General features: G+C 68.6%; 17 protein-coding genes. 12 read left to right on the top strand and 5 right to left on the bottom strand.

Annotated features, from left to right (window positions below; all coding sequences use genetic code 11):
- Positions 1-37: 37 nt before the first annotated feature.
- From fliE to G9Q37_RS20275, 4 genes are all read left to right on the top strand, one after another.
- Entirely contained in the window at positions 38-358 is a 321-nt protein-coding gene (fliE, locus tag G9Q37_RS20260; protein WP_166230184.1) for a flagellar hook-basal body complex protein FliE, read from the top strand.
- A gap of 109 nt (positions 359-467) precedes the next feature.
- Complete coding sequence (locus G9Q37_RS20265; protein ID WP_166230186.1) at positions 468-935, top strand: hypothetical protein; 468 nt, start codon at positions 468-470, stop codon at positions 933-935.
- A 103-nt stretch (positions 936-1,038) separates the two neighbouring features.
- Positions 1,039-1,503: a hypothetical protein gene (locus G9Q37_RS20270; RefSeq protein ID WP_166230188.1), complete on the top strand. Its 465-nt coding sequence runs from the start codon at positions 1,039-1,041 to the stop codon at positions 1,501-1,503.
- Between the two features lie 16 nt (positions 1,504-1,519).
- Entirely contained in the window at positions 1,520-1,780 is a 261-nt protein-coding gene (locus tag G9Q37_RS20275) for a hypothetical protein (protein ID WP_166230190.1), read from the top strand.
- A 31-nt stretch (positions 1,781-1,811) separates the two neighbouring features.
- Here the strand turns inward: G9Q37_RS20275 and G9Q37_RS20280 are convergent, their stop codons facing one another.
- From G9Q37_RS20280 to G9Q37_RS20300, 5 genes are all read right to left on the bottom strand, one after another.
- Positions 1,812-3,686, bottom strand: a complete 1,875-nt coding sequence (locus tag G9Q37_RS20280) for an FG-GAP repeat protein (protein WP_166230192.1) — start codon at positions 3,684-3,686, stop codon at positions 1,812-1,814.
- 138 nt (positions 3,687-3,824) lie between these two features.
- Complete coding sequence (locus tag G9Q37_RS20285; RefSeq protein ID WP_166230194.1) at positions 3,825-4,127, bottom strand: flagellar protein FliT; 303 nt, start codon at positions 4,125-4,127, stop codon at positions 3,825-3,827.
- Positions 4,128-4,129: 2 nt separating this feature from the next.
- The gene (fliS, locus tag G9Q37_RS20290; RefSeq protein WP_166230196.1) at positions 4,130-4,540 is read right to left on the bottom strand and encodes a flagellar export chaperone FliS; all 411 of its coding nucleotides are present in this window, start codon (positions 4,538-4,540) and stop codon (positions 4,130-4,132) included.
- A gap of 109 nt (positions 4,541-4,649) precedes the next feature.
- Positions 4,650-6,044: a flagellar filament capping protein FliD gene (fliD, locus tag G9Q37_RS20295; protein WP_166230198.1), complete on the bottom strand. Its 1,395-nt coding sequence runs from the start codon at positions 6,042-6,044 to the stop codon at positions 4,650-4,652.
- 138 nt (positions 6,045-6,182) lie between these two features.
- The gene (locus G9Q37_RS20300) at positions 6,183-6,974 is read right to left on the bottom strand and encodes a flagellin N-terminal helical domain-containing protein (protein WP_166230200.1); all 792 of its coding nucleotides are present in this window, start codon (positions 6,972-6,974) and stop codon (positions 6,183-6,185) included.
- 475 nt (positions 6,975-7,449) lie between these two features.
- Here G9Q37_RS20300 and flhD point away from each other — a divergent pair, with 475 nt between their 5' ends.
- The 8 genes from flhD (at position 7,450) to G9Q37_RS20340 (ending at position 12,350) form a co-directional block, all read left to right on the top strand.
- The gene (flhD, locus tag G9Q37_RS20305) at positions 7,450-7,791 is read left to right on the top strand and encodes a flagellar transcriptional regulator FlhD (protein WP_166230202.1); all 342 of its coding nucleotides are present in this window, start codon (positions 7,450-7,452) and stop codon (positions 7,789-7,791) included.
- A gap of 32 nt (positions 7,792-7,823) precedes the next feature.
- Positions 7,824-8,363: a flagellar transcriptional regulator FlhC gene (flhC, locus tag G9Q37_RS20310; RefSeq protein ID WP_166230204.1), complete on the top strand. Its 540-nt coding sequence runs from the start codon at positions 7,824-7,826 to the stop codon at positions 8,361-8,363.
- Positions 8,364-8,518: 155 nt separating this feature from the next.
- A complete protein-coding gene (gene motA, locus G9Q37_RS20315; protein WP_166230206.1) occupies positions 8,519-9,382 on the top strand; it encodes a flagellar motor stator protein MotA in 864 nt (287 codons plus the stop codon).
- A gap of 17 nt (positions 9,383-9,399) precedes the next feature.
- Positions 9,400-10,440 carry a flagellar motor protein MotB gene (gene motB, locus G9Q37_RS20320; RefSeq protein ID WP_166230208.1) on the top strand — a complete coding sequence of 347 codons (1,041 nt, stop codon included), beginning with the start codon at positions 9,400-9,402 and terminating at the stop codon, positions 10,438-10,440.
- 42 nt (positions 10,441-10,482) lie between these two features.
- Entirely contained in the window at positions 10,483-10,869 is a 387-nt protein-coding gene (gene cheY / locus G9Q37_RS20325; RefSeq protein WP_166230210.1) for a chemotaxis response regulator CheY, read from the top strand.
- A gap of 14 nt (positions 10,870-10,883) precedes the next feature.
- Entirely contained in the window at positions 10,884-11,501 is a 618-nt protein-coding gene (locus G9Q37_RS20330) for a protein phosphatase CheZ (RefSeq protein ID WP_166230212.1), read from the top strand.
- Positions 11,502-11,580: 79 nt separating this feature from the next.
- Positions 11,581-11,850, top strand: coding sequence for a type II toxin-antitoxin system TacA family antitoxin (locus tag G9Q37_RS20335; RefSeq protein WP_166230214.1), 270 nt, complete (start codon positions 11,581-11,583; stop codon positions 11,848-11,850).
- The gene (locus G9Q37_RS20340) at positions 11,847-12,350 is read left to right on the top strand and encodes a GNAT family N-acetyltransferase (RefSeq protein WP_166230216.1); all 504 of its coding nucleotides are present in this window, start codon (positions 11,847-11,849) and stop codon (positions 12,348-12,350) included. Before G9Q37_RS20335 ends, G9Q37_RS20340 begins: the two co-directional genes overlap by 4 nt.
- Positions 12,351-12,443: the final 93 nt, after the last annotated feature.

Below are 12,443 nucleotides of genomic sequence, written 5' to 3' on the forward strand. Positions count from 1 at the left end.
GCCCTGTCAACCGGCAAAGCCTCGAAGGAGTCCCCCCATGGACATGCGCCTGAACCCCCTGACCAGCCAAGGTCTCGCCAGCACCGGCGCCCTCAAGCGGCCGGCCGCGGGCACCGCCGCGGCCGGCGGCGCGGGCGCGGCCTTCGCCGACAACCTCAAGACCGCGCTGCAGAAGGTCAGCCAGGCCCAGAACAAGGCCAGCGAGATGCAGACCCAGGTGACCCTGGGCAACCCCAACGTCAGCCTGGAAGAGACCATGATCGCCATGCAGAAGGCGCAGATCGGCTTCCAGAGCGCGCTGCACGTGCGAAACCGCATGGTGCAGGCCTACACCGACGTGATGAACATGTCGGTCTGATCCGCCGGGCGGGCCGAAGCGCGGCCCGGGAACCCATTGGCGGGCCGGGCGCACTACCTGCGCGTCGCCCGCCGGCCGCGGCCGGGTGACCACCCCATCCCCGGCCACCATGCACCCCAGCGAACTCGAGCGTTGCCTGCAGCAAGCGGCCGAGCTGTCGGGCATCCATGCCTTGCTGCGCCACCCCGAGCACGACGACATGTGGAGCGTGGTGCTCGATGGCTCGGCCGTTCTGTACGCCGAATCGGAGCCCGCCCGCGGCCGCCTGAGCCTGTGGGCAGAACTCGGCCTTCTGGCCGACCCGCAGCAGCGCGACGCCGTCCACGGCCTGATGGCGCGTTACGCGGCATCGGTCGAACGCTCGCGCATCGTGCTCGGCGATGCGGGCGTGTACGAATTGCACAGCCACTGGCCGCTGCGGCCAGGCCGGCCGGCCGATCTGGCGGCGCTGTTCGACCACATCGCGCCCGTGGTGCACAGCTGGCGCGAGATCCTCGCGCGGCCGCCGGTGGAGCGGCCACCGCCGGCCACGCTCGACGCCTGCCTGGCCGAGCTCGCGGTGCGTTACTGCGTGTGAGCGCAGGCGCGCCGGGGCGGCAGGCCGGCCGTCGATTGCCCGCCCGGGCTGGAACCGGCCAAGCCCGTTCATCACTCAGACCTCACGCCCGCACCCGCTCCCCATGCAAGACCCATCGATCGACACCTGCCTGCGTCACGCCGTCGAGCGCTCGCGCGCCCGCACCCTCGTGCGCCACCCCGAACACGCCGGCACCTGGTCGGTGACCCTCCCTGGGGCGGCCGTGCTGACCCTCGTGCTGGAAGCCGACGGCGAACGCCTGCGCCTGTGGGCCGCCCTCGGGCGGGTGAGCCACGAGCAGGCCCGCCACACCGTGCACGCGCTGCTCGCGCATTTCGCAGCCGCCTGCGACCACTTCCGCGTCGGCCTCGGCGACCACGACATCTACGAGCTGTGGGGGCATTGGCCCATCGATCTGCACGGCGCCGATGAACTGGCCGACCTGCTCGACGAAGTGGCTTCCGTGGTGCGCGTCTGGCAGGAGATCCTGGCGAAACCACCGGCGCCGGGCCGCGTCGCCGGTCCGGCCCCCCGCGAGACCGCCGTCCCACCCCTGGTCCGGGCCTGATCCCCTGGAGACATCCATGACCACACCGCTTTCGCCCCGCGCGGGCGCCCGACCCGGGGGCCTTGCTGCCACCCCGCACGCCGCTCCGTCCAACGACGCTGGCGCGCCTGCCCGCGTGCAGGGCAAGCCCCTGTACCTCAAGCCCGGCCTGTCGTGGGACCGGATCGCCGTGGACTACGCGAGCGTGCGCGTGGCCCACAAGCGGGCCAGCGCGATGCAGGCCTTCATCGCCAGACTGAAAGACCTGTCCACCGACGCCGGCCCGCCGGCGGCTTGACGCCGGCGCTGGCGGGCGCCAGGCCGTCGGGTCAGTACAGGTGCACCGCGCCGCTGTTCAGCACGATCTGCTGGTCGCGGTCGCGGCGGTCTTCCTGCACCGCGCCCACGGCAAGCGTGAGCCGCTGGCCCTGGCCGGCCAGGGCCACGGCATACCCGTACAGCGCGTTCTGCTGGGCGCTGCCCACGGGCGCCTTCATGTAGGCCTGCTGCGTCCAGCCGGTGGCCCCGCGAGTGAACACGTAGGCCGCGCCGCTGTTGAGGCGGTCGTTGTCGGCGCCGTCACCGCCCAGGCCGATGTCGGCACTGCCTTCCGTGGCGGCCCCCACGGCGATCGTGTTGCCATCGCCCGATAGCGCCAGGCTGCGGCCGAAGGCGTCGGCCCGGTCCGGATTGGAGGCCTTCAGATAGGCCTGCGGCGCCCAGTGGCCGTTGCCGTCCTGGGCGAAGACGTACACCGCGCCGCTGTCCACGTTGACGTCCGCGTCGATGGTCTGGGCGGCCGTGGGCTGCCCGGCCATGGTGGCCTCCAGGCTGTCTTCGAGCAGGGCGGACACCGCCAGCGTGTCGCCCGCGGTCGAGAGCGCCACGCGAAAGCCGAAGTTGTCGTGTGCACCGGTGTTGGACGCCTTCACATAGGCCGTCTGGCGCCATTGGGTGCCGGCGCGCGCGAACAGGTACACCGCGCCGCTGTCCGTGGCATTGCCGTTGGTGACGCCCGGTGCGCCGGGCGTGACGCCCGTGAGGTCGCTGTCCTCGCCGGGCGCGCCCACGGCCAGGGTGCTGCCGTCGGCCGCGAGCGCGAGGCTGTAGCCGAACCACTGTCCGGCCCCGGCGTTGGCCGCCTTGAGGTAGGCCTGTGGCTGCCAGCTTCCGTTTGCATGCGCGAACACGTACACCGCGCCGCTGTTGTCGGCGTTCTGGTTGATCGCGCCCGCGTCGGGCACGCCGTTGACCACACCGCTGAGGTCGCTGCCCTCGTGGATGGCGCCCACCGCCAGGGTCTGGCCGTCGGCCGACAGCGCGAGCTGGCCGCCGAACTGGTCGCCGCAGGCGGTGGCTGGGCAGCTCGCGGCGTTGAAGGCCTTGAGGTAGGCGGTCTGGGTCCATTGGCTGCCGTCGCGGCCGAAGACATACACGGCACCGCTGTCGGGCGCGGTGTTGCTGCTGCCATCGGCCGCGCTGCCGCTGTCTTCGAGCGGCGCGCCCACGGCCAGCGTGTGGCCATCGGCGGACAGGGCGAGCGACAGGCCGAAGCGGTCGTCGCTGCCGGCGTTGGCGGCCTTCAGGTAGGCCTGCTGGGTCCAGCCGCTGGCACCGCGCGTGAACACGTACACGGCGCCGCTCTGGGGCGCGGTGTCGTTGAGGCGCTGCTCGCCGTTGATGGTGGTGGTGGCGCTGTCCTCGCCCATGGCGCCCACGGCCAGGGTGGTGCCGTCGGCCGACAGCGCCACGGCCACGCCGAAGCCGTCGTCGGCCCCCATGTTCGAGGCCTGCAGCACCGAGCCCGCCTGCGCCAGGCTGGCGGCCAGCGTGACGGCATTCGAGTCGGTGCACTGGCTGCCCTGGCAGGTGCGCAGGATGTACGAGGCGTTGACGTGGGTGGGCAGGAAGATGTCGACGTCATGCACCGTGGTGCCAGGGGGCAGGGTGTCGAGCAGGCTGTAGTCCGATTGCCCCTGCGCCTTTTCCATCAGCCGCAGCTCGGTGGCGCCGCTGGCCGGGGGCCAGCTGAAGCGGTAGGTCTGGCCGTCCAGTGCGCTCACCTGCAAGCCGGTGGCCTGGTCCGTCGCGCCCCCGGTGGCGCCACCTCCACCGCCGCCGCCCCCGCCGCAGGCCGCAAGGGTCAGCGCCACGAGCAGCGTGGCCAGGCTGGCGCGTGCGCGCCGGTGTTTCCATGATTTCATGTGCCCTCCTGAGGAAACGGCCGGATCGTGGCCGCAGGAGGAACTTGGCAATCGCGGTACCCGTGCGTGTTGGCAGAGCCCCGAATGCAGACGCGGCCCCGAAGGGCCGCGTGCGTGCTTGATGATTGCCTGACGGCCTCAGTGCGTGGCCGCCTTGCTCGATTTGTCGAGCAGGTGGGCGAGGTCGTTGAGCCAGGGCTCGGCCAGGCAGCGGATCTCGGCGTCGGTGCGCAGGATGCGCTGCATGATGCGCGCCTTTTCCTTGCGCTCCTCGGGCGCGAGATCGGTCTCGCGCGACTTGAAGCGCAGCTGGGCGATCAGCACCGCACAGGCGCCTTCGAGCCGCACCACCTGGTCCCAGTTCTCGGACTGCGCGGCCGCGAGCATCTGCTCGCTGGTGCGTTCGATGGCCTTGTAGTAGTCGATCAGCGGGGTGGTCATGGTCAGGCTCCGGCGATGGCCTGTTCGCGGATCTGTTGCCATGACTGCGCGACGGGCTCGATGAGCGCGACGACCTCGTTCAGAGGCTTGACGTCGTTGTGCAGGTTGGCCAGCGAAAGGCGGTTGGCGCTGTACGTGTAGAGCAGGCGCAGGTTGACGGCCAGTTCGCCGCCGCGCGCTTCGTCGAGGCCGGACAGCAGGCCCTCGTCGAGGATGCGCAAGGCCTTGCCGATCTGTTCACCCTTGACCGCCACGTCGCCGCGCGCCATCGCTGCCTGCGCTTTGCTCAGGGCCTGGAGCAGGCCGTCGAACAGCAGGGCGATGAGGTGGTGGCTGTCGGAGGCCTGCACATTGGACTCCACCGCGACACGGCGGTAGGCACTGGCGGCTCGGGTGTTGACAGAGGTGAACATGGCGTCGGTTCCTTGCATCTGATGCCTTTCTGTATCGGCAAGCCAGGGCCGGACTGTAGGCGGCTGATGCGCCGAAACGCGCGGTGTCACAAAGGCTTTCAAGCGCGCCTCAACCGGCGCTCCACAGCGACAGCTGCTGGCTCACGAAGCTGCCCAGGGTGTTGTACTGGGCCACCGTGGTGTCCAGGGCCGAGAACTGCGCGAGCAGGCGCGTCTGGGCGCGGTCGGCGCGCTCGTTGATGCGGTCCTGCTCCTGCGTGTTGCGCGTCTGCTGCTTCTGGATCGCCTCGGTGCGGCTGGTGATCTTGCCGTCGGTGGCGAGCATGCCGTCGGTGAAGGCCTTCACCTTCAGGCCGAAGCCGCGCAGCGTGGCGTCGGTGTTGGTGGCGGTGAACAGGCGCTGCACGCCCTGCAGGTCCTTGGCCATCACCTCGTCGAACTTCTTGGTGTCCAGCGTGAGCTTGCCGCCGGTCTGCTGGGTCGAGATGCCGACGTCGAGCAGGCGCGAGAACGGCGTGGTGCCGGAGACCGAGCGCATCATCGCGCGCAACGCGTTCTGCAGGCCCACGGTGGTGGAGTCGCCCTGCAGCGGGCCCGCGGTCTTGGTGGCGTCGTCGTACTTCACCGCGTTGCTCAAGGTGTCGTTGAGCGTGTTGTAGGCGTCCACGAAGGCCTGCATCTGCTTCTTCAGCGCCTCGGTGTCGGGCACCACGTTGATCTCCACCGGCGCCAAGGTGGTCTGGTTGAGCGTGATGTTCAGGCCGGTGAGCGTGTCGCTGAGCTTGTTGCTGGCCGAGACGATGTCCACGCCGTTGACCTTGGCCAGCGCGTTCTGCGCGGCCTGCGTGAGCGTGGCGCCGCCCGTGCCGCCCGGGTCGTAGCCCAGGGCCTGCACGCCGGCGTCGCCGCTGGCCTGCACGCGAAAGGCCTGCGTCTCGCCGGTTTCGCTCGAGCGCATGAGCAGCCGCTCGCCGCTGGCGTCGCGCAGCACGGTGGCGGTCACGCCGGCGCCGGCCTGGTTGATCTTGGTGGCGATGCTGCTCAGGGTGTCGGTGGCGCTCACGCTCACGGGCACGGCGGCCTTGCCGTTGCTGGTGAAGGCCGTGCCCGACCAGCTGCCGATCTCGATGCTGAGCGTGCCGGTGCCGACCGTGCTGCCGGTGGTCACGGGCGTCGACGCGGTGGACTGCGCGCGCGCGAGCTGCTGCACCTCCATGGTGAAGCTGCCGCCGGTGGCGCCGGTGCCCGCGGTGACGCTGATCGAGGTGTTGTCGCTCGAGCTCGCGGTGAACAGGCCCCAGCCCGAGGTGGTGGAGAGCTTGGCGGCGGCGTCACCGAGCGCGGCGAACTGCGACTTGATGGTGCCGTAGGTGGAGAGCTGCGTCTTGAGGGACGTGGCCTGGGTCTGCAGGGTCTCCAGCGGCTTGCGTTCGATCGCGACCAGCTGCGAGACGATGCTCTGCACGTCCAGGCCGGTGCCGATGCCGGGGGAAGAGATGGCCATGGTCTTGCCTTTCGCTCGATGGACGCAGCGCACGCCGTGCGGCATGCGCTGGGTGCATCGGCGTTTCGCGGGCGCGAAACGCACGAAGCGGCGGAAGGTGCTCGCACCTCCGCCGCGTGAACGCTCCCTGACGCCGGATCAGCGCAGGAGGGCCAGCACGTTCTGCGGCACCTGGTTGGCCTGGGCCACCATCGCGGTGCCGGCCTGCGTGAGCACCTGGGTGCGCGACAGGTTCGCGGTTTCCTGCGCGAAGTCGGCGTCCATGATGCGGCCGCGGGCAGCTGCCTGGTTCTCCGAGGCGATGCGCAGGTTGCTCACCACCGATTCGAAGCGGTTCTGCACCGCACCCAGCGTGGCGCGCTTGGTGGTGGCGTCGTTCAGGGCGGTGTCGATCGCGCCGAGGGCGGTCGTGGCGTTGGCGGCGCTGGTCACGTCACCGGTGATGGCCACGGCGGCCACCGAGGCCACGGCGATGGTGTCGCCGCTGTTGGCGCCGACCTGGAAGGTGTAGGCCGAGCCGAACACGTTGGCGCCGTTGAAGCGCGTGGAGCTGCCCAGGCGGGTCACTTCGGCGGCGAGCTGCTGGAATTCGGCGTCGAGGTTGGCGCGGTCGCCGGTGCCGTTGGTGCCGTTGGCCGACTGCACGGCCAGGTCACGCATGCGCAGCAGGGCGTCGCTCACCTTGCCCAGCGCGCCGTCGGCGGTCTGCGAGAAGGAGATGGCGTCGTTGGCGTTGCGGATCGCGACGTTCATGCCACGCTCTTGAGCGCTCATGCGGGTGGCGATGGACAGGCCGGCGGCGTCGTCCTTGGCGCTGTTCACGCGCAGGCCCGACGACAGGCGTTGCATCGAGGTCGCCAGCGAGCTCTGGTTGGTGGCCAGGTTGCGCTGGGCGTTGAGGGACATCACGTTGGTGTTGATGGCGGTCATGACTTACTCCTGAAAGAGATTGACTGGTAATCCGGCATTGCTGCCAATCAGTTGCCGGCGATGCCACCGGCGGCTTGACCGGAGCTTCTTCCCTGGCTGCGGCGCTGCACCTGCATCACCGCGGCCCAGGGCTTGGCTGGCCGGACGACGAACCCCTTTTGAAGTCCGTTGAGTCCAATTTCGGTGATGCGCTGGAATTCTTTAGGGCCCCGTGAAAACCGATCGCTCGATAAGCCCCCAAGTCGCCCGCCAGTTCCGCTGGTCCCCGTTTGCCCACCGCACAGTCGGTTTCGGACCGTTTTGAAAACCAAAGGTGTAGGCAACGCGCTGACAAAGGCCTCCGGTTCTCCCGACACGTTGCACAGCGAATTACCGATTCAAGTTTTTTCACCGGTCGACACAATTCCTCACATCGGGTCTCGCAAAGCCTTTCGGCAGCAAAACCCCCCACTTGAGGAACGCGAAGGAGCGACACATGGACAGCGAACAACTTCTGGCCGAGATCCGCGAAGCCAACCTGACCTACCTGATGCTGGCGCAGAACCTGATCCGCAAGGACCGCGCCGAAGCCCTGTTCCGCCTGGGCCTGACCGAAGAGGCCGCCGACCTGCTGGGCATGCTGTCGACCGCGCAGCTGCTCAAGATCGCGTCGAGCAACATGCTGCTGTGCCGCTTCCGCGTCGACGACGACCTGGTGTGGAACCTGCTCACGAACCACAACGTGAAGAAGGTGGACAACACCACCACGACCCAGCTGCACGCGAGCATCCTGATGGCCGGCAAGTTCGCCGAGTCCGTCGCCGCCACCGCCCACTGATCCCCGTCTCTTTTCGTACCCCGGAGCGCACCATGGCCGCAGGCAAAAGCATCCTCAACGAGTCGCGTGACATCGAACGTGCCGTCGCGCTGATCCAGCTCGGCGCCCGCCTGCAGGTGCTGGAGTACGAAACCAGCCTGTCCTACGAGCGCCTGCTGCGCCTGTACAAGGAAGTCGCGGGCAAGAGCCCGTCCAAGGGCCAGCTGCCGTTCTCCACCGACTGGTTCCTGACCTGGCAGCCCAACATCCACGCCTCGCTGTTCCTGAACATCCACGAGTACCTGTCCAAGACCAGCGAACTCGAAGAGATCGACACCGTCATCAAGGCCTTCCGCCTCTACAGCGAGCAGATGACCGCCAGCGCCATCGAGCCCCTGCTGTCCATCACCCGCGCCTGGCGCCTGGTGAAGTTCGTGGACAACGGCATGCTCACGCTGACCAAGTGCTCGTGCTGCGGCGGCAACTTCGTCACCGAGCCCTACGAGAACGCGCGCAACTTCGTCTGCGGCCTGTGCCAGCCGCCGGCCCGTGCCGGCAAGGGCTCCACCGCCGGCAGCCTGCGCCTGCACTGAACACCCTGCGCTTCCTCAAAGCCGGAAAAGGGCCCCGACAAGGGCCCTTTTTCCGTTTCTGAAGGGTCTTCATCCCCCCTAGAGTCGGCCGATAAGTTCTTCATCCCATTCCGGCAGGTGCGCCCGTTGCACCCGCCACCCAAGCGACCAACAACATGTTCGTCATCATCGGCTTCCTGGTCTCGATGGCCTGCATCTTCGGGGTGTTCATCGCCCACGGGGGCAACATCGGTGTGGTGCTCAAGGCCCTGCCTTTCGAGATGACCACCATCCTCGGCGCGGCGCTGGGCGCCTTCCTGATCAACAACCAGATGAAGGTGGTCAAGGCCGCGTTCAAAGGCATGGCCGGTTGTTTCAAGGGCAGCCAGTACACCAAGGACCGCTACATGCAGATCCTGGCGCTGCTCTACGACCTGCTGCAGAAGGCGCGCAAGGAAGGCCTGATGGCCATCGAACAGGACGTGGAGAACCCCGACCAGTCGCCGGTGTTCAAGAAGTACCCCACGATCGCGGCCGACCACCACGTGGTCGAGTTCATCACCGACTACCTGCGCATGATGGTCTCGGGCAACCTCAACGCCCACGAGATCGAGTCGCTCATGGACAGCGAGATCGAGACCCACCACCAGGAGGCGCACGCGCCGGTGGCCGCGATCGGCCGCCTCGCGGGCGGCCTGCCGGCCTTCGGCATCGTGGCCGCCGTGCTCGGCGTGGTGAACACCATGGGCTCGGTGGGCCAGCCGCCCGCGGTGCTCGGCGCCATGATCGGCTCGGCCCTGGTCGGCACCTTCCTGGGCATTCTGCTGGCCTATGGCGTGTTCGAGCCCATCGGCGGCCTGATGGACCAGAAGGTCGAAGAGGCGGGCAAGGAATTCCAGTGCATCAAGACCACGCTGCTCGCGAGCATGCAGGGCTACGCCCCCGCCACCGCGGTGGAGTTCGGCCGCAAGGTGCTGTTCAGCGACGTGCGTCCTTCGTTCTCGGAGCTGGAGAACCACGTCAAGGGCAAGAAGGCCTGATCACCTGAGGCACCGACATGGCCGGGGACGGAAAAAAACTACAGCCCATCATCGTCAAGCGCGTGAAGAAGGGCGGTCACGCGGCCCACGGCGGCGCGTGGAAGATCGCCTACGCCGACTTCGTCACGGCCATGATGGCCTTCTTCCTGCTCATGTGGCTGCTCGGCTCGACCGCCAAGGGCGAGCTGCAAGGCATCGCGAGCTACTTCTCCAACCCGGTCAAGGTCTCGCTCATGGGCGGCAATGGCACGGGCAACAGCAACAGCATCATTCCTGGCGGCGGCCGCGACCTGTCGGCCACCAACGGCCAGCGCGACTCGGGCGACACCGAGCGCACGACCAAGGAGCTCGGTGCCCAGATGGCACGCGCCGAACTCGCGCGCAAGGAGCAGGAGCGCATCGACGCGCTCGAGCGCAAGATCAGCACGATGATCGACAGCAACGCCAAGCTCGGCGAGTACCGATCGCAGATCCGCATGATCAAGACGCCCGACGGGCTGCACATCCTGATCGTGGACGACCAGAACCGCGCCATGTTCGACACCGGCAGCGCGCTCGTGAAGCCCTACATGCAGGAGATCCTGCGCACCCTGGGCAAGGCCCTGGGCGACGTGGAGAACCACCTGGCGCTGGCCGGCCACACCGACGCCTCGCCCTACGGCAGCGGCGATCGCGGCTACAGCAACTGGGAGCTCTCGGCCGACCGCGCCAACGCCTCGCGCCGCGAACTCGTGGCCGGCGGCCTGCCCGACAACAAGCTGCGCCGCGTCGAAGGCCTGGCCGCGAGCGTGCCGCTGCTGCCCGACAAGCCGCTGGACCCTTCGAACCGCCGCATCAGCATCGTGGTGATGACCAAGGAATACGAGGAGCGCATGTTCCCGCCCGCGCTGCCGGCCGCGCCGCTGCCGCCCGCCAGCATGGGCACGGCGCCGGCCGCCCCAGCGACCAACCCCGCGGCCAACCCCGCGCCCGGCGCGCCGATGACGCCCAACATCGTGCCGCCCCTACAGATTTCCGCCAACCTGACGAAAGCTTCTGAAGAAGCGAGCCCGCGCTGACCCTGGCGCGCCCGTGTTGCCCCTTGAACCGTGGAGCCTGCGATGTCCACCCCGATGAAATTCCTGATCGTTGACGACTTCTCCACCATGCGCCGCATCGTGCGCAACCTGCTCAAGGAGATCGGTCACACCGATGCCGACGAGGCCGAAGACGGCGCGATCGCGCTGAACAAGCTCAAGTCGGGCGGGTTCAACTTCGTGGTCACCGACATCAACATGCCGAACATGAACGGCTTCGAGCTGCTGTCGGCGATCAAGCAGGACGAAAAGCTCAAGCACCTGCCCGTGCTCATGGTGACCGCCGAGGCGCGCAAGGAAGACATCGTGCTCGCGGCGCAAAACGGCGCGGCCGGCTACATCGTCAAGCCTTTCACCAAGGCCACGCTGGAAGACAAGCTCGCCAACATCTTCAAGAAGCTCGGTCTCTGAGCGCGGGGGCAGTCATGAGCAGCGACACCAACGACACCGAGTCCGGCGCCAACCCGGACATGTTCCGCAAGCTGGGCAGCATCACGCGCCAGCTGCACGACGCGCTCAAGGAGCTGGGCTACACCGACAAGCTCCAGGGCACGGTGGAGCAGTTGCCCGATGCGCAGAGCCGCCTGTCCTACATCGCCCGCCTCACCGGCGAAGCCGCCGAGAAGGTGCTGAGCCAGGTGGAAGAGGGCAAGAAGGAGCAGGAGCAACTCGCCCGCCGCGGCCGCGAGCTCGCCGACACCATCCGCCGCGTGCCCGCGCTGGCCAAGGCCATGCCCGAGCTGCTCGAATGGTCGAACGACGTGGTCGCCCTGGCCGAGAAGACCGACCAGCGCCTGACCGAGATCATGATGGCGCAGGACTTCCACGACCTCACCGGCCAGGTGATTGCGCGCGTGGTGAACCTGGCCGGCACGATAGAAGAGCAGCTGCTTGCGCTGCTGCTCGAGTCGGCCCCCTCGGGCCAGCCCGGGCAGGACAAGGCCTACGAACTCGCGGGCCCGGTGGTGAGCGCCGAAGGCCGCACCGACGTGGTGACCAACCAGCAGCAGGTCGACGACCTGCTGGCGTCCCTGGGCTTCTGATCCTTCGGCCAGTGCGCCGCCCGCCCGCGGGCGGCGCTGTGTTGACGTTGTGTATACGGGCTGGCATGCTTGGCGTCCCATGCAAGCCGCCGCCACCACCATCAATGTCCGTGCACCCGCCGAGGTGCGCGACCTCATCGACCGCGCCGCCCAGGCCCAGGGCAAGACACGCACCGACTTCATGCTCGAGGCGTCTGTCGAGGCGGCCCGCCGCGTGCTGCTCGACCAGGTGTTTTTCCAGGCCGACGAGGCCCAGATGAAAGCCTTCCAGGCGGTGATGGAGCAGCCCGTCGAATACAACGCGGCCGTTCGCGCCCTGCTGTCGCGCCAAGCCCCGTGGTCGGCGTGAGTCCCGGCCCGCTGCGCGCACCCGAGCCCCTCACCGCCGAGCACGACAGCTCGGCCTTCGTGTGCAAGCACCCGGCGCTGACCGAATGGCTGCAAAAGCGCGCCCTGAGCAACCAGGCCAGCGGGGCATCTAGCACCTACGTGGTGTGCACGGAGGACCGGGCCGTGGTGGGCTATTACGCGCTGGCGCCCGGGGCCGTCGCCCACGCCGTGGCCACCGGTCCGGTGCGGCGCAACATGCCCAGCCCGGTGCCGGTGTTCGTGCTGGGCCGGCTGGGCGTTCGGGCCGACTGGGGCGGTCGCGGCATCGGCGCGGGGCTGCTGCGGGACGCCTTGCTGCGCAGCGCGCAGGCCGCGCGCATCGTCGGCGGGCGCGCCCTGCTGTGTCACGCCATCGACGATGAAGCCCGCTCGTTCTATCTGCGGCACGGCTTCCAGCCTTCGGGCCTCGAACCCATGACCCTCATGGTCGGGCTGCAGGGCCTCGGTCCGCTGGTCTGACCGCGCGCGCCGAAAACCGCACACCCGGCCGTCGGCGAGGGGGAAAAGGGCGGTTTCGCACCGCCTTATCGCCCTTTAGTTTTGCGGCCCGCT

The sequence above is a fragment of the Hydrogenophaga crocea genome (genome assembly GCF_011388215.1).
GTDB classification, from domain to species: Bacteria; Pseudomonadota; Gammaproteobacteria; order Burkholderiales; family Burkholderiaceae_C; genus Hydrogenophaga; species Hydrogenophaga crocea.

Bases quoted from the DNA above. Each gene is read 5' to 3' on its own strand.
- fliE (WP_166230184.1), top strand. From the start codon at position 38: ATGGACATGCGCCTGAACCCCCTGACCAGCCAAGGTCTCGCCAGCACC.
- G9Q37_RS20265 (WP_166230186.1), top strand. From the start codon at position 468: ATGCACCCCAGCGAACTCGAGCGTTGCCTGCAGCAAGCGGCCGAGCTG.
- G9Q37_RS20270 (WP_166230188.1), top strand. From the start codon at position 1,039: ATGCAAGACCCATCGATCGACACCTGCCTGCGTCACGCCGTCGAGCGC.
- G9Q37_RS20275 (WP_166230190.1), top strand. From the start codon at position 1,520: ATGACCACACCGCTTTCGCCCCGCGCGGGCGCCCGACCCGGGGGCCTT.
- G9Q37_RS20280 (WP_166230192.1), bottom strand. From the start codon at position 3,686: ATGAAATCATGGAAACACCGGCGCGCACGCGCCAGCCTGGCCACGCTG.
- G9Q37_RS20285 (WP_166230194.1), bottom strand. From the start codon at position 4,127: ATGACCACCCCGCTGATCGACTACTACAAGGCCATCGAACGCACCAGC.
- fliS (WP_166230196.1), bottom strand. From the start codon at position 4,540: ATGTTCACCTCTGTCAACACCCGAGCCGCCAGTGCCTACCGCCGTGTC.
- fliD (WP_166230198.1), bottom strand. From the start codon at position 6,044: ATGGCCATCTCTTCCCCCGGCATCGGCACCGGCCTGGACGTGCAGAGC.
- G9Q37_RS20300 (WP_166230200.1), bottom strand. From the start codon at position 6,974: ATGACCGCCATCAACACCAACGTGATGTCCCTCAACGCCCAGCGCAAC.
- flhD (WP_166230202.1), top strand. From the start codon at position 7,450: ATGGACAGCGAACAACTTCTGGCCGAGATCCGCGAAGCCAACCTGACC.
- flhC (WP_166230204.1), top strand. From the start codon at position 7,824: ATGGCCGCAGGCAAAAGCATCCTCAACGAGTCGCGTGACATCGAACGT.
- motA (WP_166230206.1), top strand. From the start codon at position 8,519: ATGTTCGTCATCATCGGCTTCCTGGTCTCGATGGCCTGCATCTTCGGG.
- motB (WP_166230208.1), top strand. From the start codon at position 9,400: ATGGCCGGGGACGGAAAAAAACTACAGCCCATCATCGTCAAGCGCGTG.
- cheY (WP_166230210.1), top strand. From the start codon at position 10,483: ATGTCCACCCCGATGAAATTCCTGATCGTTGACGACTTCTCCACCATG.
- G9Q37_RS20330 (WP_166230212.1), top strand. From the start codon at position 10,884: ATGAGCAGCGACACCAACGACACCGAGTCCGGCGCCAACCCGGACATG.
- G9Q37_RS20335 (WP_166230214.1), top strand. From the start codon at position 11,581: ATGCAAGCCGCCGCCACCACCATCAATGTCCGTGCACCCGCCGAGGTG.